Consider the following 24335-nt stretch of genomic DNA (forward strand, 5'->3'; position numbering starts at 1 on the left):
CCGATGGCTTCATCATACTCTTTTTGCGGTTGAAAATGTATGTTTATGCACATTTTCATCCATAGATTTCAAGAAGAATGTGCGCGATCCGAGGACCCTTTTTTCAGAACGCGTATCATCCACAACACGACCTCCGCCGCGAGCAGCACCGCAATTACCCAAGCCCCGCCGTTCAAGATCCACTGACGCAGTTCTCGCAGAGCCGAACCGGCTTCGCCGGGGAAGATCCGCTCGCCCTGCTGAGTGAAGAAATAGAACATGCCGAGCGTGAACAGTCTCGACCATTGAGCCGGCGCGTAGACGCCGATGCCTCGGCCCCATCCGTATTTACGGATACGCTGCACGCCCCGCACGATCTCCATGCTCTCGACCAGCAGCAGAAGCAGCAGCGCGAAGATCCACATGCCGAGCAACACGCCGTCCGGAAACACGGACGACTTCAACGCGGCCGCGCCGGTGATCGCGACCGCGCCGTAGAGGATGCAGTTCGTTTCCGGCCAGTCGTCCGTCAGCGACCAATCGCGGCGGCGGTAGCGGAGAACGAGCAGCGCGAATCCGGCGACGTAGAACAGGATGCCCAGCAGAATCAATACGCGGTAGATCATGTACTCTTTGGCGCCGAACAGCTCGTGCAGCAGCAGCGCTACCGATTGCAGAGCGACCGTCGTGAGCAGAATAACGCCGTGCAGTTTGCCTTGAAGCTTCCTGCCCGCGATCTCGCCCGCCGACAATGATGCCGCGAACAGATAGAAGATCAGCAGGCCGACGTTCAAGATGCCGAGCACGACCAACGCGGGATGAAGCTGCGGAAAATTCAAATGAGCCGCCGTCAGCGCGGACGCAGTGCCGGCCACCCAAGTTCCGATCGCCAGTCTTCCGACAGGATCGTCCCAGTGGCGCTTCTTGAAGCTGCCGTCCCGTACCGAACCCAGATAAGCGGCCAGCAGAAACAGCCAGAGCAGCAGCGCAAACGCCGAGAACGCCGACGCCGCCGTCGAACCTTTGCCCGCGAAATGGACGACGACGCCCTGCGTCGCGATCGCGAACGCCATCACGCTTGCGCCCGAAGCCGTCTTGACCGCAGGCATCCGAACCGTCAGAGACAGCAAAGCGGCGAGCAGCAGAGCGGCGGAAAAAGCGATCAACATCGGAAGATTCTCCTTTCATGGTGCCGATCCCGACACGTATGTATGTAAAAGAACCTTCTGCGCGAAAATGAAACAAACGAAAAGAAAAGCTGCCCGGCATGTGCATATTCTCTTGACTTAAGTCAAGGCGAGGATCCTCCCGCCCTTCTACAATAGAACTATATTCATTCGTATAGGGAGGGAGTCACTCATGAAGATAGACATGATAACAAGCCAAACCCGCCGAGGCTCGGCGATCGCTTCGGGAGTTTCGCTGCTGGTCATGGCCGCGGCTGCGGCTTACGGTTACGGATTTGTGCACGGTCGGCTGATCGTTCCGAACGATCCTGCCGTTACGGCGGCGAATCTCGGCGCGCACGCGGCCTTGTTTCGCACGGAAATTCTAAGCTGGCTGCTGATTCTGGCATGCGACGTCATCGCCGCCTGGGGGTTGTACCGCTTCTTCGAGCCTGTGAACAACGGCTTGTCGCTGCTCGGCGCCTGGCTGCGTCTGGCCTACGCCGCGCTGCTCGGAACGGCATTGTCGTTCTTGGCTTCGGCCTTGTTCGCCGCGGAGAACGCGGCGGCAGGCGGCGGAGCGGATTCGGTCATGCTGCCGCTGCGCACGTTCGAATTCGTCTGGTCTGCGGGACTTGTGCTCTTCGGAATTCATCTGCTCGTCATCGGCTTCTTGATGGTTCGAATGGCTCGAACAGCCCGGGCGGCCCGCTGGATCGGCGTTCTGCTTCAACTCGCGGGCGTCTCCTACTTGATGATCCATCTGTGCAAAATGATCCTGCCGGGCAGCAGTTCGTTCGTGGATCTGCCGGAAACGATATTGAGCCTTCCGATGGCGGCCGGCGAGCTTGCCCTAGCCGTCTGGCTGATTGCCCGAGGCGGACGCCGACAGGGGGATCTCGCGACCAGTCAGGCGGCCTGACCGCCCAACCTAAGTCCACGATTCAAGTCAGAATCGTTCTCTTCTTGATCCGACTGAGCGATTCCGGCGTCATGCCTAGATAGCTGGCCAACTGGTGCTGCGGCACGCGTTCCGCCAAGCCGGGGCGTTCCCGGAGCAGCGTTCGATATCGCTGCTCCGGCGTCGCGCAAGCAAAAGCGGCGAATTCCCGCTGCACGCGGCCCAGATATTCTTCCACCATTCTGCGCACCATGGACTCTAACTGCGAATGCTTGTCGAACATTTCGCGTTCCGCCGCCAGATCGCCTACGACCAACGTACAATCTTCTACGCAAACCAGAGACCAAGGCGAGCCTTCATCCACGCCGTAACGTTTGAATCCGGCAGCCGCCTGATCTTCGGTATAGAATCCCGAAGTATGTTCGTGTCCTTCCTCGTCGACCGCATATTGCCGCAAGCACCCTGCCAGCACAAAATAACAGGCCGAAGTCCGCTCACCCTGCCTTACCAGCAAAGTTCCTTTTTCATATGGCCTAACGGTTAACTCTTTTAAGATTGCCGCGCGCCGATCGTCCTCCAACGTGGTAAACCGACGCAAATAAAAATCCAGCTTTTCCTTCATGGCCATTCCTCCGCCTGATCCGGCTTGTCTTCCTTACAAATGTCGCTGCAAATTGTCCCACACGACCTTATAGCCGTTCGCGAATAGATGAATGCCGTCCCAGCAGTAGTCGGCGTTCAGATTGCCGTTTTCGTCGGTCAATCCGTCGTTGACGTCGATGTACGCCACGCCGAGTCTTGTCGCCATCTCTTCGACCGCCGCGTTCGCGCGCGGAATCGTCGTATTGTTGCGTCTGGAGAAAAACTCTTTCGCTCCCGCCGGATCGACGCCGGGAAACTCCGCTTCGGCATTGACCGGATAATAGGCCATCGTAAAGATCCGGCAGTCCGGCAGACGTTCCTTGATCCGGTTCAAGATAAGCTCGTACCGCCCGATCAGCGCTTCCGGCGTATACTCCGGTTCGTTCATGTCGTTGCTGCCGATATTGATGAACAAACGCGCGGGTTCCAGCTCCAGTACGCATTCTTCGAGCGAAGCGGCCAGCTCTCGCGTAACGAACCCGGCGACGCCGCGATTGTACGCGATAAACGATCGGCCGGAAGCCTGCTGCAATTCGAGAATCGGGAAAAATTCCATCAGCGACGATCCCGCGAACACGGTCTGCCCTTTGACGGCGTAGCGGTTGAGGATGCGGTAAGCGTCGACTTTGAGCTGTTTGTCGGGCGGCAGTTCTACGGGATCGAACAGGCCGTCCGGTTGATGCGAAGTCATGAAAGATTCCTCCTTACGGATATGGAAAATCGGAATGCGGGAGCTTTTCTCTTATCTTAGAGGAAGGCGCGGCGAAAGGCCACTTCCTGCGCGGAAGCGGCCTTAAAGGATGTTTATTCGGATGGAGAAGAAAGATCGGCTGCCGGAATCGGCACGGTCATGTCGATCGTTCGGAGCCGCTTCGATTCCTTCGTGACATTGAAGCGTAAAGTGACTTCCTGATCGCCTTCTTGGGTAGGTTCGAACGCATAGGACGTCAGAAATTGTTTATTTCCCGGCAGAGGATCTCTGTACCCGCCGATTACGAAGGTTTCCACCCCGCGCTCGTCGATCACGCTGCGAAGCTCGCAACCCGACCATTCCAGAGTGAAAGGAGAATGATAAACGACTTGCGTCGTGATCGGCGTCAAGATTATTTTGTCCACGGTGATACCGCAATCCTTCAACTCAGCCGGCATTTCCGGCTTCTCGATCACGATATTTGACGTGTTTAGCTCAACCGGGAGTCCCACTTCATAAGGGATTTCGCTATTCGTAGTATAGATGTGTAACGTAAGTTCGAATTGCTCGGGCGGATCGATTTCGTCGATTCGGTCAAAGGTTACCACATTCGTATCGTCATTGACCGGCGAATAAAAGCCAGAAAGCTCTTCGCCTTTATAAGATAACGACAATCTTCTGAGGTTTCCGACATCCGAAACGCGATTGCCAGATTCCGACTTTTTGCGGTATAGATCGAAAACAACTCTCGTTCCGTCGTAAATGATACCGCGAACGCCAAACGGTACTTCGTTCGATTCGAGATCAGACGGGTACGACTGGATCAATCCTTTTCGTTCCGCAGCTTCCATTCCTTTGTCGCTATACATCGTGCCGAGTGCCGAGAACCGCTGCAGCGTCTGTGCGAAAGTCGGAGACAGAAGACTGAGTCCGGCAAGCGCGAGACCGATCAACAGAAGTACAGCGGTCCCGAATGCCGTAAATCGCACCGTCCGTTTCGGCCGCCCGGAACGAGCCGGTCCGCCGACGAGCGCAGCCGGAAGATCGCCTTTTTCCCGAGCTGCCGCTTCCAGCCGAATCTGCCGAAACGTCTCGTTCAATCGTTCTTCCACGATCTCCGGTACGGCATCCGAATTTCGAGGCTTCAGTCTTTCCTTAATATTCGGCTCGTTCATAACCCGATTCCCCTTTCCTAGGCGGTTCCAGCCATTCGCATAGCTGCGCGCGGCCTCGCTTGAGTCTCATCTTCAACGCGCCTTCGCTCACGCCCAGCACCCGCGCCGCTTCGGCAATCTTCATGTCTTCCATATCCACCAGCGCGACGGCGAGCCGGAGCGGTTCTTTGAGCCGGCCCAACGCTTCTTTCAGCTCGACCATGCGATAATCCTCGTCTTCTTTCGCCGGTTCGGGCATGACGCCCGGCAGCGAGATTCGCGCCTGTTTGCGCCGGATCGTATTGCATTCGTTAATCAGAATCCGGTAGAGCCACGTTTTGAAAAAAGCCGGATTTTTGAGCTTCCCGACCGCTCCGTACGCTTTGAGGATCGTCTCCTGCAAAGCGTCGGCGCAGTCCGCGTCGCTGCCTAATATCGTGCGGGCCGTGCGGTACATCGAACCTTTCCAAGCTTCCGCGAGCGACAAAAAAGCTTCGGCGTCTCCGTTCTTCGCCAGAGCGGCCAGCCGCTGGATCTCGATCCCGTCCATCTTCATACGGCTCGGCAGACTGCCGCCCGTACCCGGTCATGATGCGCTGCGATCATCGTCGCCTCCTTCCTGTCCCGGTAATTCGTATTCCCGGCTTGCATGCTCCGTGTTTCATCAGTTCGACATGGATTAGATGACGCGCGATAGCGAAAAGTAACGGCTTGTTGCAACCTTTTTCGAAAAGGCTTCGTCTGTGGGGGCAGAAGAGAAACAAAGCGAAATGCGAATCCCGAATCTATCCCATCCCCCTCAGGAGGTTTTATCCATGAAAAAGAAATTCGCCGCTTCCTTGATGTCCGCTTCGATCCTTGCCGCTTCGCTCGGCGGTTCGATGTTCGCCGCTGCGCCGACCGCGTTCAAAGATCTCAAAGACGTCGCCGGTCAAGAAAAGATTCAATCGCTTCAGGAAAAAGGCATCGTCAAAGGCGTGAGCGCCAATGCTTTCGCGCCGAACGCTTCGGTCACGCAGGCGCAGGCGGTACAGTTCATCTCCAACGGACTGGGCTTGTCGACGACGGAACTCGGCGACCCGAACCCGAACCGCACGGCGCATGACCTGTTCCCGGCCGTCAAGAACGACGCTTGGTACGCGCAGGCGTTCCTCGACACCGCGAACAGCGGCGCGAGCATCCCGTCGAACGTCGATCCGGCGGCCAAGATCACGCGCGAAGACTACGTCGATTATCTGATCGACGCGCTCAAAACGGCGGGCAACCTGCCGATGATCAACATCATCGCGCCGGAAATCGCCGACCAAGATTCGTTCGATATCGAGAAACTCGGTTCGACCCAGCTCGCGATCGCGCTGGAGATCGCTCCGCTCGGCGCGGACAAGAAGTTCCATCCGCAGGAAGAGATCACGCGCGCCGAAGCCGCGGTCATGCTGTATAACGCGATCGATTACATGAGCAAGCTGAAGCATCCGATCGATACCCAACCGTCCGACGGCGAAATGCACATTCTTCCGATCAAGGAGTAACGACATCGGTTGCGGATCACGGGAACTTCTCGGTCGTCGGTCGAAGCAGGTTGACGTTCTCCCCCACCCCTGAACCCCAGGCCTGCTTCTTCCGCGTCGCGAACGCATATCCCGCGCCCGCACCGATCTCCGCAAAGCCGTCTGCGCCTCCCCCGCGCAGGCGGCTTTTTGTACGGACGAGCGTTATCGCCTACAATGAGAGCAATCCTATTCCATTCGAAAGGCGGAACTTCATGAAGACCTATCGCTCTTCTTCGGCTTTGGGCGAATTCATTCGTTCGCGCCGTCAGCGTCTGCGTCCGGAAGACAGCGGCATCGAACCGCTGCCCGGCCGAAGACGCACGCCCGGGCTGCGCCGGGAAGAAGTCGCTTATCTGGCCAATATGAGCGTCACGTATTATACGTGGCTGGAACAAGGCAAAGAACTGAACCCTTCGCAGGACATTCTGAGCAGTATCGGGCGCGCGCTTCGGCTCAGCGATTCGGAACAGAACTATCTGTTCTCGCTGGCGGAGCCTCGCCCGGTCGCCGCGCCGGTCTCCGAAACGCGAAGCGACCTGCCGCTCCTGAGGGCGCTCGCCGGACAAATGCGCTACCCGTGCTTCATGACGGACGACAGCACGGACATTCTGGCTTGGAACCGCTCGGCGGAGCTGGTGCTGGCCGATTTCGGGCGCATGCCGGAGAACGAGCGGCATGTCATGCATCTCATTTTCCAAAATGAAAATTGTCGCAAACGGATCGCGAATTGGGAAGCGTTCGCCCGTTACACCGCGGCTTGGCTGCGCACCATTTTCGAGAGCAATAAGTCGAACCCCCGCTACCTGAAACGGTTCGAACATTTGAGCCGGGTCAGCGAAGATTTCCGCCGCTGCTGGGAGCTGTACGAGGTCAAAGATCACCGGGTCTTCCCGATCGGAATGAACCTTCCGGACGGACGCGAACTGCGCTTCGAGATCCATTCGGCCGGCCATGTCGACCACGATCCGAATCTGGTATGGACGATCTTCGTGCCGCAGGTCGGAACGGATACGGAGCAGATTCTGAACGAGCTGCTTAGAGCGGACGAGGAATCTTCTTAAGTGCAGACCGCGGAAAGACCGTGTATCGTTCGCCAAGAGACCAAAGACCGATTGCAGACCGTTCGCCGACAGTTAGCAGAACGCTCCGTGCCGTAGGGGCGGATTCTTGTTCGAAGTTCAGCCTGTTAATCCCGTTACCCCTATCAGCCTGCCGTGGCTGAACTTCCGGACCGCGCGTTAAGCTGAAACGGAAGTTCATTCTCGGAAGGAGATCAACGATGCAAACTTGGTTCATTACCGGAGCGACCGGCGGACTCGCTACGCCGCTGGCGCATAAGCTGTTGGAACGAGGCGACCGGGTCGCCGCTACCGTGCGCCGTCCCGGCGCGCTCGACGAATGGAAAACGCGGTACGGCGACCGCCTATGGATCGCGCAGCTGGATCTGACGGACGTGCCGCAGATCGAACAGGTCGTGCAGCAAGCTTTCGCCGAGCTGGGTACGATCGACGTCGTCGTCAATAACGCCGCTTACGGCTTGTACGGCGCGATCGAAGAAGCGAGCGACGAGCAGATACGGCATCAATTCGACACGAACGTGCTCGGTTCGTTCAAAGTGATGCGGACCGCGATGCCTTTCCTTCGCGCTCAAGGACGCGGACATCTGATCCAGCTCTCCAGCATGGCCGGCCATTATTCGATCCCGGGCATGGGATTCTACTGTTCGAGCAAATGGGCGATCGAAGGCGCGTTCGAAGCGCTGGCCAAAGAAGCCGCTCCGTTCGGTATCCGGTCCACGATGGTGGAGCCGGGCGGCATCCGTACGCCGTTCATCACCGGCAGCGCCAAATACGGCGAGCCGATGGACGCTTACCGCGAGCAGGAAGCCGGTTTGTTCACCCGCATGATGCGCGGCGAAGTGCCCGGAATGGACGATGCGGAAGCGTTCAACCGGATGGTGGTCGGCGATCCCGAGAAGATGGCGCAGGCGATCCTCGAACGCTCCGACGCGGGCGAAGGCCCGCTGCGCATGGCGCTCGGCAGCGACGCCTACCGCGAGATCCGCCAAGCGCTGACGGACCGTCTCGCCGCACTGGACGCGCAGCAGGAATTGGCGTATTCGACCGATGCGGACGACGTGAAGACGCGATAAAGACGGGGTCAGGGTCCGGGATCAGAGTCCGGAGTCGGCGTTCGAGTTCGTGCTTGCCGAGCGAATGCGGAAGAAGGCCTGAACATGGGAAAATCTGCGCTCCGATAAGTTTATGCGCGTTGGATAAAAGAACTCAGGGAAGCAGCAGCCAAGATTCGCGCGTTCTTTCCGCAAAAATGCTGCGAAAATCCATGGTTTCGGGCCGACACCGGCATCTGATCGGTAAAATGCTGCGAAAATCCATCATTTTTAGGCTTTCGAGCGATTATAGAGATGATCGGGCCGAAAATGATGGATTCCTGCAACAATTATGCCCTTTGCGTTCCGATAATCGCCAAAATGATGGATATAGGCAGCATTTTGGCATGAAAAAGCCGCTCCCGGCTGAGGGAGCGGCTTCTTTGGGACGGATAAGAGACCGACGGGAAATATCCGTCGGTCTCTTCCCGCAAGCTGCGGCGGCTTATTCGGCCGCCGCCGCGATATCCGCGAGCGCCCAGTGCCCGGCCGGCACGTCCGGCCAGCGCGAAGCGTCCGGCGCAGCCGGCAGGGTCCGGCCCAGGACCCGGTTGAAGACCGCCGCGGCTTCGGCGCGGCTCAGGGCGCGGTCCGGCTCGAAGCGGCCGTCCGGCAGGCCGAGCAGATAGCCGGCCTGACGCGCGCGGGCAATATCGCCCGCGGCCCAATGCCCGGCGGTATCGGTGAATCCCGCCGATCCGAGCGCAGCGTCGCTTCGGGTGCCGAGCGCTTTCCAACGCGCCAGCACCGCCGCCAGTTCGGCCCGGGTCACGGGCCGGTTCGCGCCGAAGGTCTCGGCGCTCGTGCCGCGCATCCAGCCCGCTTCGCTCGCGGTGCGAACGGCTTCGGCGGCCCAGCTATCGGCCGCCACGTCGGCGAAGCCGCTGCCTGCGGCGGTATCCGCGCCCGCTGCCGCGCTGCGAACATCGGCGGCGGCGCTGCCCGCCGAATCGGCGCTGCTCAGGCGCAGCAGCATCGACGCCAGCTCCGCGCGCGTCACGGCTCGGCCCGGCCGGAACGTGCCGTCCGGGTAGCCCTGCATATACGGCTGCGAAAGCGCACCGTTCTCGCCGCTGCCGCTGTTCGGAGCCGTCGTTTGCCCCGGCTCCGGCTTAACCGGCTCGGTCGGTACAGGCGATGTCGCCGGCCCCGCAGGCGCAGGAGCCGCTTCCGCCGGAACCGACGGCGCTTCGCTGCCGGAAGATCCGCCGTTCTGTCCGCCGCCCGCAGCAGGCGGCGTCACGACCGGTTCCAGCTCTTTTTCGTAAGTCAGGTAGAAATCGTCCAGCGTGCCCCAAGCTCCGGCGTTGGCCCGGATCGAAGCCGCGGCCGTCAGTGTCCCGTCTTCCACGCGGATCTCGGAGATCGAAGGCTCGTTCCACTGAACCCAGCCTTTGACGCCGGTTACGGCTTCCCGCGTTTTGCCTCCGCTCGTCGCCAGCAGCTTCATATCGCTATTCGCCGCGTCGCCGCCTTGAATCGCCATGGACAACCGGTAATAACCCGGTTTGAGTCCGGTTACCGTCTGCTCGACGCGGAAATCGACGCCTTGCGCGGAATAGAAATGCAGCGAATATTGGCCCGTTTTGGCATCTCCCGCTTTGTTCTGGTAATCGGTATGCGCATCGACGCCTTCCGGATACGCGATCTTCCACATGCCGCGGTCCGCGTCTTCGAAGCTTCCGTTGCGCAGCAGATTCGCCGGACGGATCGTAAGCGTCGCCTGCGCGGCATACCCGCCTTCGACGGATCCGGGAATCGCATGACGGCCGCTTCCGCTTGCGATCGCCTGTTGAAGTGCCGTCTGATCCCACGTGACGTTCAGAGCCGCGGTGCTTCCGTCATTGTAGACGGCCTCCACGGTCGTCGGCAGCGATACGGGATCGCCCGCATTGACGGAGAGGCTCACCGGACGGATCGTATCGACTTTGAGCGGTGCGATCGCTCCGGTATCCACGTATTTGAATACGTTCAGCGAAGGCAGCGGACGCCCGTCGAACGTGAACAGCGCCTGATTGTCCACCGCGCTGCCGCCGTACCATTTGCCCGCGTCGTCCGGATCGTATTCGTTCGCGTAGCTGGCCGCCCAGCCCGAACCGTCGCGTTCCCACAGCTTTTTGTTTTCTTCAAGGTTCGAAGCCGGCCCTACAGGGAGCCAAGCCGGTTCCCAGTAGAATACGCCGATGCCCGCGCTGCCGACTTTGGCGACCGCGTCGATCACGTTGCGCACCGAAGTCGCCTGCCCCTGCACGCTGATCGGATAATCGAGCGTCTGACCGGATTCTTTGGGCGCGGTATTGCCGTGTCCGTCGCCGTCTTCCACCGTATACGCGTAGGACGTCTCGGCCACCATCACCTTTTTGCCGGAAAAATCCGCGACCTGCTTCAATACGCTCGTCAGATTGTTCAGCGTGCCGTGCCAGAACGGATAATACGAACTGGCGAACACGTCGTAATCGACGTTACGCTGCTTCAACTGCTGCGCGTAATCGGCGTAACGGCCGGGCGTCTCGGGATTGGTAAAATGCAGCGCGACGAGGATCGAAGGATCGACGGCCCGAACCGCGGCGCTGCCCCGATTGAACAGTTTCGCGATCGAATCCCAATCTTTTTCGCCTACGAAAGCACCGTTGGTCTCGTTGCCCACCTGCACCATGCCGATATCGATCTGCTGCGCTTTCATCGCTTCGAGACTGCTTTTCGTGAAATCGTAAAGCGCGTCGCCTTTCTGATCGACCGTGTAGCCCTGCCACGCTTTCGGCGTATGCTGCTTGGCCGGATCGGCCCAGAAATCGGAATAGTGGAAATCGACCAGCAGCTTCATGCCTTGAGCCGTCGCCCGCTTCCCGATCTGAACCGCGGCAGCAAGATCGTTGTCGCCTCCGCCGTAGCCTTTGCCGTCCGCCGTAAACGGATCGTTCCAGATGCGCACCCGTACATAGTTGACGCCCGCTTCTTTCAGCGAGGTGAACAGATCTTTCGGCGCTCCCTGTTCGTCGAGGAACACCACGCCGCTTTTCTCGAGCGCGATCACGCTGGACACGTCTGCTCCTTTGATGAAGTCGCCGCTTAACCCGTCCACTTTTTGCACGAAAATATCGGCTTGAACGGGCTGAGTGGTGTCTCCGCCGATTCGCGTCAGTTTGACGTCGTCCAGATAACCCCAAGCTTTCGCCGCTCCCGATACCGTCGCTCCGATCTCCAACGAGTCGGTCGCCTCATTCAACGTAAAAGGCAACGTCAGCTTGGTCCAGTTGTTGAATCCCGTCGTTGCCGTGTTTTCCGATTTCGCCGTACCGGCATATAGCGCGACCTCCCCGGCTTCCGCCGCCGCGCCGCCCATCGATTCAGCAGTCAACTCGTACTGTCCCGCAGGAAACGTGCTCAACTTCTGAGACAGCTTGATCTGCTGCGATTCTTGCGCCGATTCTTTGATCCAATACTTGAACGCATGGTCGCCTTCCTTTTTCTGCACCCATTCATCCTGACTATAGGCAAACCACTGCGGATCGGCCTCCTCGGAGGTTTTCGTGACGTTCCATGAACTGTCGTTGCTCCAGAGATCCGTCTCAAACCCTCCGTTTATTACCTGCGGAACACTCGGCGAATCAACCGGATCGGCCTGCGCCTGAACCGGGTGGAAAGGCAGCGTTCCGAGCAGCGTCACGACGGACAACAACAGCGGCCATACTCGTTTTCGGGTCTTCATGTTTTCGATCTCCCCTCTTCATATAAAGCGTTTACATTTCGGCTGTGATCAATATAACAATCCCGGCCTGCGGGAGATACGAGATTATTGCAACATTTCGTGTGTTTCGGAAAGGGATTGCGCAATCGCGGGCGGAAGGCTATAATCGTCATCAACCGAAGCAGAAATTCGCCCGAAGGAGAGCGCGCCCATGTTCCGTTACCGTCTTGCGGCCTTTCAACTTCATCATCACAAACAGCGTTAGCACTCCTTTTTAAAACATAGAGGAGGGCTAACGCTTTTCGCGTTGGCCCTCCTGCGGCATAGCAAACGCGCAGGACCACAGGGTCCTGCGCGTTTTTTGTTTTCTGCCGGAATTTCGAAATCGCGATACCGCAATCAGAGAGGATGAACCCCATGCAAAACGTAAAAGGCACTTATGATTTTTTCGGAAACGAGCAGGCGATTCGGCGCAAAGTCGAAAACACGCTGCGGACTCTGTTCGAGCTGTACGACTTCGACGAGATGAGTTCGACGATCCTGAACGAACTCGATCTGCTGACCTCCAAGTACGCGGGCGGCGACGAGATCGTCAAAGAAATGTACCGTCTGACGGATCAAGGCGAGCGCCGGCTGGGACTGCGTTACGATCTGACGATTCCTTTTGCCAAAGTGATCGCCTTGAATCCCGGCATCGAACTGCCTTACAAACGTTACGAGATCGGCAAAGTATTCCGCGACGGTCCGGTCAAAAAAGGACGCCTGCGCGAATTCCTGCAATGCGACGCGGACGTGGTCGGCGTTGCCGGGCCCGAAGCCGAGGCGGAATTGATGCAGCTCGCCGCCGAAGCGTTCCGCCGACTGGAACTTCCGGTCGTGATCCGCTGGAACAATCGGCGTTTTCTCGGCGAACTGCTGGCCGCGATCGGCGTACCGGAAGAACGGCGAAACGCCGTGATCTTGACGCTCGACAAGATCGCGAAGATCGGACGCGAAGAGGTTCGCCGCGAGCTGTCCGATCAAGGCTTGGAAACCGAGATCGTCGGCGGCGTGCTGCGGCTGCTGGATCTCGGCGAAGCGGACCGCGGCGTCGAAGCGCTGGCCGAACGCTATGATTTGCCGGGCGGCGGCGGAGCCGGCGAAGTGCGCGCGCTCGGCAGGCTGCTGGAAGCGCTCGGGCTAAACGGGATCTGCCGCTTCGATCCTTTTCTGGCGCGGGGATTGTCGTTCTACACCGGAACCGTCTACGAGATCTTCGACGCTTCGGGAGAATTCGCTTCCAGTCTCGGCGGCGGCGGACGGTACGATTCGATCATCGGGCAGTTGGTCGGACGCGAAGACCTGCCGTATCCGACGGTCGGCTTGTCGTTCGGCATGGAGTCGATCATGGCGATGCTGGCGAAACGCGAGATCGATCTGCCGCAGCCCCAAGCGCTCGTGATTCCGATCTTCGGCGCGACCGCTCCGGCTCTGGCTGCGGCCGGCCTGCTGCGCGCCGGAGGCGTCCGCACGAGCGTGGAACTGAGCGGACGCAAACTCAAAAAGTCGCTCGCCGGAGCCGCTGCCCGAGGCATCCGTTACGTGATTCTGGTCGGCGAAGACGAAGCGGCGGCGGGACAGGTGCGTCTGAAAGACATGGACCGGCAGACGGAAGAAGCGCTGACGGCCGAAGAAGCGTTGACGCGGATCGGCGGGCGGATAGAGCAGACCGCATGCGAATGATCGAGCCGAACGCGATCGAACCGACTACGGAATAAAATATTGCGAATTCCCATCATTTTCGCCGAATCGACAAGCTCAAACCAAAAAATGCTGCGAGCATCCATCATTTTATGCGCTTTTCTGCTTTTTCCGGCAGATGATCGCGAAAATGATGGATTGCTGCAACATTTGTAGGAGATTCGGTTCAGATCGCGGAAAAATGATGGATTCATGCAGCATTTTTCCGCTTTCGGCTGGATTGGATAGATTTCGACGTTCCGCTTGTCGGCGAGCCGATGAGCGACGCGAAGGCTGCGGATACAACCTGTCGATGCTCGGCCTTTCGATATTGTCCGATCGACGCGCCCGCTGCCGCCGCATCTCTAGTCGACTCATCGCCAGTTGACGCGTCTGCCCGGACGTCTGCGCGGTTAAGCCTGTCGCTTCGTCAAAAAGTCTGAGCCGACCTCAGCTCCGCACGGCCGCGATCTTCTCCAGACCGAGCGCGTCGGCCGTCGCGTCGAAGATCTGCTGGAACAGCTCCGGATGCTCGGACAGCTTCTTGCCGTAAGACGGGATCATCTCGCGGATCTTCGGCTCCCACTGCGGCATCTGCTGCGGGAAGCAGCGCTGCATCACTTCGAGCATGACGTGGACCGCCGTCGAAGCGCCCGGCGATGCGCCGAGCAGCGCGGCGACCGAACCGTCGGCGGCGCTGACCACTTCCGTGCCGAACTGCAGCGTGCCTTTGCCCTGCGGCGTATCTTTGATGACCTGCACGCGCTGACCGGCCGTCACGACTTCCCAATCTTCGTCGCGCACTTCCGGGATAAACTCGCGCAGCTCGGCGATCCGTTGAGCGTTCGAGAGCATAAGCTGTTGGACCAAATATTTGGTCAAGCCCATCTCTTTGGCTCCGGCGGCCAGCATCGTCAGCAGATTGCTCGGCTTGACCGAACCGATCAGGTCCATGTTCGAGCCGGTCTTCAGGAACTTCGGCGTGAAGCCCGCGAACGGGCCGAACAGCAGCGCTTTTTTGCCGTCGATGTAGCGGGTGTCCAAGTGCGGCACGGACATCGGCGGCGCGCCGAGTTTGGCTTTGCCGTAGACTTTCGCATGATGTTTCTCGGCGATTTCCGGATTTTTGCAGACCATGAACAATCCGCTGACCGGGAATCCGCCGATATGCTTGGACTCCGGAATGCCCGTCTTCTGAAGCAGAGGCAGACTGCCGCCGCCCGCGCCGATAAAGACGAATTTGGCTTCGTGCGTCTCGACCCGGTTGCTGTCCAGATTTTGGACTCTGACCCGCCAGCCGCCGCCCGGAGCGCGCTTGATATCCCGGATCGCATGGCGGTAATGCACTTCGACGCCTTTCGTTTTCAGATGATCGAACATCAGCCGCGTCAGCGCTCCGAAATTCACGTCCGTACCGGAATCGATCTTGGTCGCCGCTACATGCTCGCCGCCTTCGCGGCCGTTCATCATGAGCGGAATCCATTCGCGCAGCTGCCCGTGATCTTCCGTATAATCCATGCCTTGGAACAGTGGATTCTGTGATAGCGCTTTAAATCGCTTGCTTAGAAATTCGACGTCTTTGTCGCCCGTAACCCAGCTCATATGCGGGATCGGCCGGATAAACGCCTGCGGGTCTTTCAGCAATCCATGCTGCACCAGATGCGCCCAGAACTGCCGCGACAATTGGAACTGCTCGTTGATATTGACGGCTTTGCTGATATCGATCGAGCCGTCCGGTTTCTCGGTCGTATAATTCAATTCGCACAGCGCCGCATGGCCCGTGCCCGCGTTGTTCCATTCGTTCGAACTTTCTTCGCCGGCGCTCGCCAGCTTCTCGAACGTTTTGATCTCCCAGTCCGGAGCCAGCTCTTTCAGCAAGGTTCCGAGCGTCGCGCTCATGACTCCGGCCCCGATTAAGATGACGTCTGTTTTGTTTTGTACGCTGCTCATTAGAAACCCTTCCTTGTCTCGTATATTTGCCAAAAAAAGAGCAGGTTTTCTGCCCGGGTGCTGCAAGAATCTGGCTCCACTCCGAATAATCTATGTCTATATCGTGTCTATGTCTACTATAAACCAAAACGGCATCAAATCCCATCGCTTCGAGCGGATTACGTTATTTTACCTGAAACGATTGTCCGCGAAGCTGCGTAGGAGTGGGAACATCTTAATTTTTATCGTCAAAGGAGACCGATTCATGAAATATAAACGTTCCCTGATTCGTTTCGCGCTGGCCGCCGTGATGCTCGTCACCGGCATTCTGATGTTGGATAATCTCGCCGCCGGCATCTTCGTCCTGTTCGTGGCGGCGTATTCGCTGATCAGCGGCATCCTGTGGCTGCGGGTGGACAGAAGGCAGAACGGAGAGCAGAAGCAAAGCGGAGGCATCCGAAAGTAGTTTGGTCTGAAAAGATTCGTCGACCGTCGGATTCTTTCTCGCAGTTCGGAATAAGTCCGTAAATCCCCTTAATCGGACGCCGATCCGGCTTAATGCGTCGATAAGTCCATATATCCCCTTATTTCGAACATAATCTGCCTAAGTGATGCAAAAACGAAATATTAAAAGGAATATTGGACTTATTTCTTCGAAAAAGCCGAATCTCACGAAAATAAGCGGATATTCGGACTTATCGAGCGTCGAAGATCGATTACGGAGTCGATACGAAGAACGTTAACTCTATCGGGTTCGCACCGCCGGAACGGATCGCGGAAGAAGCCGCGTCCAGAAGAATCGGACGAAGATTCGCGGGGCCGATATCGGGACAAAGAAAAACCGGACGCAAGGCGGGGCTCCCCGCTTTGCGTCCGGTTTTTCTTCATATTCGCTGCTCCTTTTTCCGAACCGAATCTCGACTCAATCCGCCAATTCGAACCGATCTCCGGCGTCCCGGATCTCGTACAGATAAGCGCGCGAATCGGGCATCTTGAACGGACGGTGCAGCACCAACATCCAGCGGCGGTCGAACGTTCGGAACAGCATGCCGTGACCGCTGTCTTCTCGGACCAACGGTTCGAGCTGCGTCCACGGCCCTTCGAGTCTTCCGCTCTCCGAACGGGCGCTCGTCTGCACGTAGCTGCCGTCTTCGTAGCTGGACCAGAGCATGATCAGGCTTCCGTCCGATGTCCGGTATAGTTGGCAGCCGTCGGTCACGTAAGTCGGCACTTCGCCCGCGGAACCCGCTTCGGACGCCGGCTTCAACCACGGCGCTTCCGAACCGCGCAGCAGCACGATCGCATCTCCGATCGTCGACGACAGATCGTCGGTCAGCCGGATCGCTTCGATCGTGCCGTCCAGCGTCTGCACCCATTCGTGGCAGTAGATCAGCCACGGCGCTTCGCCTTCGTCGAGATACAGCGTGCCGTCGAGCGTCATCTGCTCGGACGAAACGATCGGCCCGTCGGCGTTCAGCAGTTTGAACGGTCCTTCCGGCGAATCGCTGACCGCGACCGCCGTTCCCCGCCAATGCCGGGCGTAGCCTTGCACGGGATCGCCTTCGAGCGTCCGGTCTTCGTTATGCAGCGTCACGAACAAGGCGTATTGTCCTCGGTATTCGTGAACTTCCGGCGCCCAAGCGCCGTGCTGCGGATCGGCCCAGACGCCGTCGGGAATCGCGAACGCGACATACGGGCCTTCCCATTCCTCCAAATCCGCGCTTTTGTAGAACAGCACGCCGTGGCGATCGACGCCGTTCAGGCGCGGGGACGCTCCGCTGTACAGGTAATACATATCGCTTTTCCGGTCGGCAAAAATAAACGGATCATGGACGGGCATATCGGCAAGACGATGGACCTGCTGCGGATTGCGGACGTCGGAAGCGGCGTTATAAGCAGGCGGGACGGACACGGGATCAGCTCCTTCGTCAAATTGAATACGGTTTCATTTATCGTTAAATGTACGCCCTTTACGGCGCTTTTTCAACTCCGGTCGCAAAGGAATCCGCCTGCCCGTGCATGCTTCCTATGCCCCGACACGGACGTTATTTTTTCGTTATACTCAACTTATGGAGATTGCCGCAAAAGGAGGAATACCGGTGCAAAAAAGCTTATTTCAACATTTATCCGATCCGTACACCCGCGTCGCGAACGAAAATGACGTCTGCATCGGCAGCGCAGCCGATTGTCAGGTTTTCGAACAATACGGAGCCGTCGGCCGCCGCTGGAGCAAGCAGCCCGCTTTCGCTCCGGATACGCTCGCTGTCCGCTTGATGCCTACGTTCAAGCAGATGCAGGCGGCACGCTTCCGTCTGCCTCCCGCTTTGAAAGAGTGTTCGCGTCTCGACTTTCTGATGCTGCCGCTGGCAATGCTGACCGCGCTCGAGCCCGGCGATCTGCCGCGCAGCCTGCGCAAGCTGATGATCGTGAACAGCGACGAGCAGCCGCAGGGCGGAACGATCGATTGGAACGTCGTCGGCGAGACCGCGCTCGACAGCCTGACGATCCATAACGACTTCGGCTCGTCGGACTGCGCGCGCATGCTCGAAGGCATCGAAGAGGTGCTGCCCCGGCTTCGCTATCTGTGTTTCGACCGCCGCTGGAACGGCGATCTGGCCGGCCGCGCCGCGAATCTGGACGTGTTGGTCGTCGAAGACGCCGGAAGCGGAGAATGGCTGAGCGGCGTTCGGCCGGGACTGAAAGCATTGGGCTTGATCGGAGCCGACCGGACTTTCGACCTTGCCGCTCTCGGACATCTGGACAACCTCGAAGCGCTGCTGCTGAACGCCATCAAAGCCCCGATCGACGCCTTGGCTCTGACTGCTCTGCCTAGGCTTCGCGAGCTTGAAGTGTTGAATTCGAAAAAGTGGCTCCACGTCGAGAAAGTTCCCGAGCTTCCGTTGAACAGGCTGACGGTGGTAGACAGCGGCCGTCCTTTCCGAGCCTGCAAAGATCGGTTCGACGAAAGCCGCTACGAGCTTCTGGATATTCGCTTTTCTTGATCAATGTTTCTAAGCGTGCTTCTTGCTCGCCGGAAGCCGTCGCGCACGAAAAAACCGCCGTGCGCGAGGCACGGCGGTTCTTCGGACTTGCCTTTTTCATTTTGCCGACCGTTTTGCCGGCCGGCTTGCCGTCAATCGAGACCGATCGCTCGATTCGCCCCCCGACGAACCTCGCTTACGTTCACGATCAACAACGATTAACGCATCTCGCCTTGCAGCGTGCGGACCCAAACTTCGCCGTCCGCCGTGCGGGTCGATTCGTGCGACTGCGTCGCTTCCTGCACGTCCCCGAAGGCCCAATAGTTCGCCGGCACGTCCGGGAACTGCACGTCCAGACCCGTAAGAGGTCCGCGGAACAGCATGCGGTTGATCATCGTTACCGCTTCGGCGCGCGTGATCCGGTTGTTCGGACGGAACGTCGAATCGACGTAACCGTTCAGGAAATGACCGTCGTAGAGCTGCTCGATCGCCGCTGCGGCCCAATGGCCTTGAATATCCGAGAAATGTCCGTCCGCGCCGAGCGCGGAAGACAGATCGAGGAACTTCGCCATGACGGCTGCCAGTTCGGCGCGGGTTACCGGAGCTTCCGGACGGAACGTGCCGTCGCTGTATCCGCTGAAGTATCCTTGCGCCGTGGCGATCGCGATATAATCGGCCGCCCAATGCGTTTTCGGCACGTCTTTGTACGAGACGCCGCCGTTCGCGGAGACGTTCTCCGTCAGACGTGCGGTGATCGCCGCAAGTTCCGCGCGCGTCAGGTTATGGGTCGGCTTGAATTGAAGATCCGGATAACCCAGAATGTAACGCTTGTGTTCCAAGCTGCCGAAGCGGCCGGAGTACACTTGGATCTTGGCGTTGGAGCTTGCCGTCGCCGCTTGCAAGGAACCCGAAGCGAACGAAGCGGTCAGTTCCATGCCCTGCTCGGCTTGAGCGAGCTGCGGCCATTTGACTTGAAGCTTGCGGCTGCCGGATTGTCCGGAAGCCAGAGCTTCCACGGTCCAAGTCACCGTACCGTTCTCGACTTTGCCGCCGTTCGCGTCGGTTACTTCGACGCCTGCCGGCAGTTTGACCGTCAGCGTGCCGCCGGTCAGCGTCGACGAGCCGTTCTGCTTGTAATCGACGACGATCGTCGAAGTCGAACCTTCTTCGACCAGATTGCGATCCGGTTTGATGGAAACGGAAGGTTTCAGATCGACCGCAGGTGCCGGTGCCGGAGTTCCGGTCGTAACCGGCGTCGGTGCCGGGCTTGCCGATACGCGCTGCAAGCTGACGTTATGGCGCACGATATCGGTCTCGACCGGAATGGTCGGGCTGGTATACGTCTGGTACCCGTTCTTGCTCACGACCAGATAATAGTCGGTATGCGGGTAAACCATGTACGCGTAGAAGCCGGCCGCGTCGCTCATCTGTACCGGGCTCGCGTTGTCGTTCGGCGCGAATCCCGGAATAGCCGGCAGGGTCACGGTCGTGCCGCCTTTGCTGCCGTTGCGCGCGGTGTTGGCGTAATACAGCGTGACTTGCGCGCCTTCGACGGCCGCTCCGTTCGTGCCGTCCGTAATGTCGCCGTACGGATCGACGAGCGTCTCGGAGATGTTCATCTCTCCGTCGGCGGCCACGTTGACTTCGTTGCGCTGGATGACCAGTTCTTCGTTAGCGCGCACTTCGTATACGACTTCCATCGTGTACGAGCCCAGCGACAATCCTTCGGCGGAAAAGACGCCGTCGTTTTGAGCCGGGAACGCTTTGCGATGTCCGCCTTCTTGCACGTATTCGCCGGTCGCGGCGTTCTTGAGGTAAACTTTCGTTTTCGCGGCCATGTCCGCGGACAACACGCCCGTTCCGCCGTCCGGCTGTTTCTGCAGCACGATGCCGGTCGCGGTCTTGGTCGAGTTATAGTTTTCCGGGTTGGTGCCGTTCGTCTGGCCGACTTCGGCCGTCTGTTTGTACGAGATCTGTTTCGGCGTACCGCCGATCAGAATCGTCTGCATCACTTCGATCGTGTACGTTCTGCCGCCTTCCGGCACGGCGATCGAATATGCGCCGTTCTCGTCGGTGACGACCGTCTCGTCGAAATCGACGCCCGGCGTAATCACGTGATCGCCGTCGAGATCAAGGGTGATGCGTACGCTGGCACCGGCGACTTTGCGGTTATCCGCGCCTTGCGTCACGACGCCGCTGATCGTTGCCGGTTGGAACGTGACCGTGATTTTTTCTTTGGCATGAATGCCTTTGGCGACGTCGAGCGTCTCCGCCCATACGTCGACCTGCTGCTCCTGATTGGACGTGATCTTGGCGGAACGGTACGTCTTTTTCGCGACGCCGCTGCTGTCCGTACGAACGCGATCCGATCCGACGAACGTACCTTCGCCCGAAGGAACCGAGAAGATCACTTCGGAATCGACGACCGGTTGACCTTGCTCGTCGGTCAATACCGCTTTGAGCTCGGTCGTGGAGATGCCGTCGCCGATGATCTTAGCGGGATTCGCCGTCAAAGCCATCTTGTACACGGCAATCTTGAAGACGTTGTCCGTCAAGTTCTTCTCGCCCGGCAGCGGGCTGTCTTCCGCGCCTTTCGAATCAAACGAAACGGTGTGCTCGCCCTTACCGGCATCGACAGGCAGCATGTAGTTGGTCTTCTCCCACAGCTTATAACCGTCCGCCGCGTACGTATCGACGTTGGCCAGCGTCAACTGTACGACGTCTCCGTCCACTGTCGCCGTCGCGGATTGCGCGAGCAGCGAAGTCTTCGCGTTCAGCTTCAGCGCTTGACCCGGAACGGCATATACAGTCGAAGTCGAACCTTCGGTCTCGCCGACCCATCCGTTCAGCGTCTTGTTGAAACGGATCGTGAACTTGGCGGATTGGCTGACCTGTCCCGCTTCATCCGTTACGATGAAGTCGAAGCTGTCCGTACCCAAGAAGTTTCCGTTCGGCACGTACGTGTAGAGACTGCCGCTTGCATCGCCGTCCTGCGGTTGAAGCGTTCCGCGGGTCGGTTGGTTTACGATCTGATAAGTCAACAGACCTTCCGCAGTCTCTTTGTCCGTGCCTTTCAATACGATCGGCACCGATGTCGCGTCCTCTTCGACGTCGACCAACTTCGAAGCGGCCGACGGGATGCCGTTGAACGCGATCTCGACCTTGCCGTCCGTTTCCGAATTCTGCTTGCCGTCGTTGGCCGTCCACGGGAACGTTACGGTGCTTCCGTTCTGAAGCTCCGGATTCGGCGCGAAGACCAGTTCGTTCAAAGCCGAAGCCGGAACGTTGTTAAGGGTACCCGGAGTCAGCACGGTTTCCGATCCCGCAGGCCCGTAGCTCAGTTGACCTTGCGAAGCGAAGTCTGCCGGCAGGTTGACGATAATATGATGCAGCGCATCGCCTTCGGCGTCCGTATAGAACGCGTTGAAGTCGCCCAGACCGAACGGTACCTTGGCGCCGCTCAGCGCGTCGCGATGCACCGTTCCCGCCTCGGGCGGCAGGTTGACGGTCATCTTGACCGTACTGGCGACTTTGGCGTATTCATAGCCGTCCGTAGCGTTCCAAGTAAAAGACGCTTCCGTCACGCCGGGCTGCCAGACATAAGTGAGTCGGGCCAGATCGTTGCCGTCGATCGTATCTCCGACTTCGACTTCACGGCTGCCGTGCATCAGTTTTCCTGTCTCCGGCAGCGATTCGATCCGAACCGCCGACATGGATGCCATAGGGCCGTCGGCATCGGAATACGCATCGTCCTCGAATTCGCTATTCTTGAACGTAACGTCGACGTTCTTCGGCGTCTCCTTCACGATCGGCGACAGTACCGGCGCATGGTTGGCGTTCAACGTCACGTTCGACGCGGAAGCCGCGTATTTCGTGCCGTCTTTGCCGTTCCACGCGAACTGCGCGGAGCCGGAGAAACCTTCTGCCGCCGGAACGAATCGCAGCTTGCCGATATCAGCCAGCTTGATCTCTTGGCCGGCGGTTACGGCGATATCGTTCAGCGTCAGACTTCCGGCGGAAGCGTCAGGCAGGCTGTCGATCCGGATCGCGCTCAGGTTATCCCCGTTCGGCGATCCGTTCAGTTTGCCGAAGCTGCTTTGGAAATCGTAAGCCGAGAATTGAAGAGGCGCATACTGCGGCGCTGTCTCCACGACCGGTTCGGCTTTCGGATCCAGCGGCGACGTATACGTCACCGATTGTCCAGGCGTCCATTCGGAATTCAAGTACGGCGTGATGCCCGCAGCCAGCACGCTTACGGTATAGCTTCCACTATTTCCGTTCAACGTACTCACATCGAACGAAGTCGATGTTCCGTTGTTGTTCGGACCGAAGACCGTCTTACCGTCCTGATCTTTGACCTGCACGCTGTAATGATCGGCGTTCGGTACGGCCGCCCAACTTACGGTCGTACCGTTCACCGACGGCATAGGCGTATTCAGGTGCTTCAAGAGCGTCGATTGATCTTTGTACGGAACCGAAGGGTTGCCCAATTGGTTCACGACGCTCGCCGACACGCTCAACGTTCCGGCCGGGAACGAAGTGACATCGATTTCGGTCGCGTATTTCTTATCGCTCTGAACGAGCGCGGTGTAAGTATGCGTAGCTCCCGAAGAATCGGTGACGACGAGGTTGACCGTTTGGCCCGGTTCGGCGCCGGTCGTGCCGCTGATCGCGACTTTGCTCAGATCGATCGTCGCGTCTTCCGGAGACAGCTTTCCTTCATTGTCTGCGATCGATGCGCTGATCGTCGGAGATTGCGGGTTCGGCTGTACGACCGGCGTGGTGAACGTGCCTCCCGGAGCGCCGAAGTTCACGGAGAACAAACGCTGGCTCAGTGTACCTTTGATTCCCAGCGTGACCGCGATGCTGCTGACGGGAGCTTCGTAAGAAGCGATGACCGAAGCCGTATTATCGAAGCTTACGTCGTTCAGGTTAGTCGTGATCCCTTTGAACTCGGTTCTTCCCGTATCGGGAGAAGAACTGATCGTCAGACCGCTGGTCTGATCTTTCGTATATCTCGTGTAGCCGCCAAGTTGAGCAAATTCCCTTTGCGTGGAACTGCTTCCGTCGATATCGATGATCGTCGTGTAGAAGTTGTACAACGCGACCGGATCGTTCGTGCCGGATACGACGAAATCGACCTTATAATCCGCCGATCCGTCTCCGTTGGAAGTGGTAAGTTTCGGGTTGAAACGTTTGTTCAATTGAGCACTGTTCGCGTCGGGCACGTCCAGTTCATTGATCGAAAGATTATTCAGATTCGTGATGGAGACCAAAGCGTCCACGTTCACGTTGCTGGACTGAAGCACGTTCGAATACCGATAAACCGCCCCCTGCGCCTTATCGGTTCCGGATACTTTTGCAAGCGTGCTGAAGTCCATCTGGTTGTTATTCACGTTGACCAGAATAGGTGCGGCCGCATTAGCCGAAGCTTTCGAAACCGGGAGAGTACCTGCCCACAAGGAACAGGTCAGCACCGAACATAAGACAACGTTCAATGCTTTGGTCAAGTATTTCTTCTGTCTGTTCATACTTCCCTCTTTTCCGTTAATTTACTTTGATGACCGGCGAGTCTTTCGCCCTCCTTCAAAAGACCCACAAGCCCTTTATTTATCGGATAAAAAAATTAAATTTTTAATAACTTTCGGCAATTTTTTTAAAGTTTCGACGGATTTTTCGAGCACAAAATTTCAGAACGCAGATTTTTTATCCTTATTTGTTACAAAAGGAAGAAAAGTATAACTTTTCGCCAAAAAGCGACTTTG

16 protein-coding genes are annotated in these 24335 nt (G+C 58.2%); 7 read left to right on the forward strand and 9 right to left on the reverse strand.

The window, feature by feature from the left end:
* Positions 1-68 precede the first annotated feature (68 nt).
* The gene (locus CDO73_RS27515) at positions 69-1148 is read right to left on the reverse strand and encodes a TDT family transporter (RefSeq protein WP_088487533.1); all 1080 of its coding nucleotides are present in this window, start codon (positions 1146-1148) and stop codon (positions 69-71) included.
* A 190-nt stretch (positions 1149-1338) separates the two neighbouring features.
* Here CDO73_RS27515 and CDO73_RS05730 point away from each other — a divergent pair, with 190 nt between their 5' ends.
* Positions 1339-2067 carry a DUF4386 domain-containing protein gene (locus tag CDO73_RS05730; protein ID WP_088487534.1) on the forward strand — a complete coding sequence of 243 codons (729 nt, stop codon included), beginning with the start codon at positions 1339-1341 and terminating at the stop codon, positions 2065-2067.
* A 22-nt stretch (positions 2068-2089) separates the two neighbouring features.
* On the opposite strand, the gene CDO73_RS05735 is transcribed toward CDO73_RS05730, so the two are convergent.
* The 4 genes from CDO73_RS05735 to CDO73_RS05750 all read right to left on the reverse strand — a co-directional run bounded on the left by CDO73_RS05735 (position 2090) and on the right by CDO73_RS05750 (position 5083).
* On the reverse strand, positions 2090-2668 hold the full coding sequence (locus CDO73_RS05735) for a Crp/Fnr family transcriptional regulator (protein WP_088487535.1): 579 nt from the start codon (positions 2666-2668) through the stop codon (positions 2090-2092).
* Positions 2669-2701: 33 nt separating this feature from the next.
* Complete coding sequence (locus CDO73_RS05740; RefSeq protein ID WP_088487536.1) at positions 2702-3379, reverse strand: GDSL-type esterase/lipase family protein; 678 nt, start codon at positions 3377-3379, stop codon at positions 2702-2704.
* A 113-nt stretch (positions 3380-3492) separates the two neighbouring features.
* Positions 3493-4554, reverse strand: a complete 1062-nt coding sequence (locus tag CDO73_RS05745) for a hypothetical protein (RefSeq protein ID WP_088487537.1) — start codon at positions 4552-4554, stop codon at positions 3493-3495.
* Entirely contained in the window at positions 4535-5083 is a 549-nt protein-coding gene (locus CDO73_RS05750) for an RNA polymerase sigma factor (protein ID WP_179218595.1), read from the reverse strand. Before CDO73_RS05750 ends, CDO73_RS05745 begins: the two co-directional genes overlap by 20 nt.
* Before the next feature lie 265 nt (positions 5084-5348).
* On the opposite strand from CDO73_RS05750, the gene CDO73_RS05755 reads away from it, so the two are divergent.
* The 3 genes from CDO73_RS05755 (at position 5349) to CDO73_RS05765 (ending at position 8235) form a co-directional block, all read left to right on the forward strand.
* Positions 5349-6062: an S-layer homology domain-containing protein gene (locus CDO73_RS05755; RefSeq protein WP_179218597.1), complete on the forward strand. Its 714-nt coding sequence runs from the start codon at positions 5349-5351 to the stop codon at positions 6060-6062.
* 233 nt (positions 6063-6295) lie between these two features.
* The gene (locus CDO73_RS05760) at positions 6296-7144 is read left to right on the forward strand and encodes a helix-turn-helix domain-containing protein (RefSeq protein ID WP_088487540.1); all 849 of its coding nucleotides are present in this window, start codon (positions 6296-6298) and stop codon (positions 7142-7144) included.
* Between the two features lie 218 nt (positions 7145-7362).
* Complete coding sequence (locus CDO73_RS05765) at positions 7363-8235, forward strand: SDR family oxidoreductase (RefSeq protein ID WP_088487541.1); 873 nt, start codon at positions 7363-7365, stop codon at positions 8233-8235.
* 463 nt (positions 8236-8698) lie between these two features.
* On the opposite strand, the gene CDO73_RS05770 is transcribed toward CDO73_RS05765, so the two are convergent.
* Positions 8699-11962 (reverse strand): glycosyl hydrolase 53 family protein, encoded by a 3264-nt coding sequence (locus CDO73_RS05770; protein WP_088487542.1) that lies wholly within the window; start codon positions 11960-11962, stop codon positions 8699-8701.
* A gap of 396 nt (positions 11963-12358) precedes the next feature.
* Here CDO73_RS05770 and CDO73_RS05775 point away from each other — a divergent pair, with 396 nt between their 5' ends.
* Positions 12359-13663 (forward strand): histidine--tRNA ligase, encoded by a 1305-nt coding sequence (locus CDO73_RS05775; RefSeq protein WP_088487543.1) that lies wholly within the window; start codon positions 12359-12361, stop codon positions 13661-13663.
* Between the two features lie 447 nt (positions 13664-14110).
* Here the strand turns inward: CDO73_RS05775 and CDO73_RS05780 are convergent, their stop codons facing one another.
* Positions 14111-15610, reverse strand: coding sequence for a malate:quinone oxidoreductase (locus CDO73_RS05780; RefSeq protein ID WP_088487544.1), 1500 nt, complete (start codon positions 15608-15610; stop codon positions 14111-14113).
* Between the two features lie 244 nt (positions 15611-15854).
* Here CDO73_RS05780 and CDO73_RS05785 point away from each other — a divergent pair, with 244 nt between their 5' ends.
* Entirely contained in the window at positions 15855-16055 is a 201-nt protein-coding gene (locus CDO73_RS05785; RefSeq protein ID WP_088487545.1) for a hypothetical protein, read from the forward strand.
* Positions 16056-16511: 456 nt separating this feature from the next.
* Here CDO73_RS05785 and CDO73_RS05790 read toward each other — a convergent pair whose 3' ends face one another.
* On the reverse strand, positions 16512-17501 hold the full coding sequence (locus CDO73_RS05790) for a glycoside hydrolase family 43 protein (RefSeq protein WP_256972576.1): 990 nt from the start codon (positions 17499-17501) through the stop codon (positions 16512-16514).
* 187 nt (positions 17502-17688) lie between these two features.
* On the opposite strand from CDO73_RS05790, the gene CDO73_RS05795 reads away from it, so the two are divergent.
* Complete coding sequence (locus tag CDO73_RS05795; RefSeq protein WP_088487546.1) at positions 17689-18591, forward strand: hypothetical protein; 903 nt, start codon at positions 17689-17691, stop codon at positions 18589-18591.
* A gap of 197 nt (positions 18592-18788) precedes the next feature.
* Here CDO73_RS05795 and CDO73_RS05800 read toward each other — a convergent pair whose 3' ends face one another.
* On the reverse strand, positions 18789-24101 hold the full coding sequence (locus CDO73_RS05800; RefSeq protein ID WP_088487547.1) for an S-layer homology domain-containing protein: 5313 nt from the start codon (positions 24099-24101) through the stop codon (positions 18789-18791).
* Positions 24102-24335 lie beyond the last annotated feature (234 nt).

It is taken from the genome of Saccharibacillus sp. O23, assembly GCF_002205895.1.
In the GTDB taxonomy this organism is placed as follows: Bacteria; Bacillota; Bacilli; order Paenibacillales; family Paenibacillaceae; genus Saccharibacillus.

Bases quoted from the DNA above. Each gene is read 5' to 3' on its own strand.
- CDO73_RS05785 (WP_088487545.1), top strand. From the start codon at position 15,855: ATGAAATATAAACGTTCCCTGATTCGTTTCGCGCTGGCCGCCGTGATG.
- CDO73_RS05745 (WP_088487537.1), bottom strand. From the start codon at position 4,554: ATGAACGAGCCGAATATTAAGGAAAGACTGAAGCCTCGAAATTCGGAT.
- CDO73_RS05735 (WP_088487535.1), bottom strand. From the start codon at position 2,668: ATGAAGGAAAAGCTGGATTTTTATTTGCGTCGGTTTACCACGTTGGAG.
- CDO73_RS05770 (WP_088487542.1), bottom strand. From the start codon at position 11,962: ATGAAGACCCGAAAACGAGTATGGCCGCTGTTGTTGTCCGTCGTGACG.
- CDO73_RS05730 (WP_088487534.1), top strand. From the start codon at position 1,339: ATGAAGATAGACATGATAACAAGCCAAACCCGCCGAGGCTCGGCGATC.
- CDO73_RS05760 (WP_088487540.1), top strand. From the start codon at position 6,296: ATGAAGACCTATCGCTCTTCTTCGGCTTTGGGCGAATTCATTCGTTCG.
- CDO73_RS27515 (WP_088487533.1), bottom strand. From the start codon at position 1,148: ATGTTGATCGCTTTTTCCGCCGCTCTGCTGCTCGCCGCTTTGCTGTCT.
- CDO73_RS05775 (WP_088487543.1), top strand. From the start codon at position 12,359: ATGCAAAACGTAAAAGGCACTTATGATTTTTTCGGAAACGAGCAGGCG.
- CDO73_RS05765 (WP_088487541.1), top strand. From the start codon at position 7,363: ATGCAAACTTGGTTCATTACCGGAGCGACCGGCGGACTCGCTACGCCG.
- CDO73_RS05800 (WP_088487547.1), bottom strand. From the start codon at position 24,101: ATGAACAGACAGAAGAAATACTTGACCAAAGCATTGAACGTTGTCTTA.
- CDO73_RS05740 (WP_088487536.1), bottom strand. From the start codon at position 3,379: ATGACTTCGCATCAACCGGACGGCCTGTTCGATCCCGTAGAACTGCCG.
- CDO73_RS05780 (WP_088487544.1), bottom strand. From the start codon at position 15,610: ATGAGCAGCGTACAAAACAAAACAGACGTCATCTTAATCGGGGCCGGA.
- CDO73_RS05755 (WP_179218597.1), top strand. From the start codon at position 5,349: ATGAAAAAGAAATTCGCCGCTTCCTTGATGTCCGCTTCGATCCTTGCC.
- CDO73_RS05750 (WP_179218595.1), bottom strand. From the start codon at position 5,083: ATGGACGGGATCGAGATCCAGCGGCTGGCCGCTCTGGCGAAGAACGGA.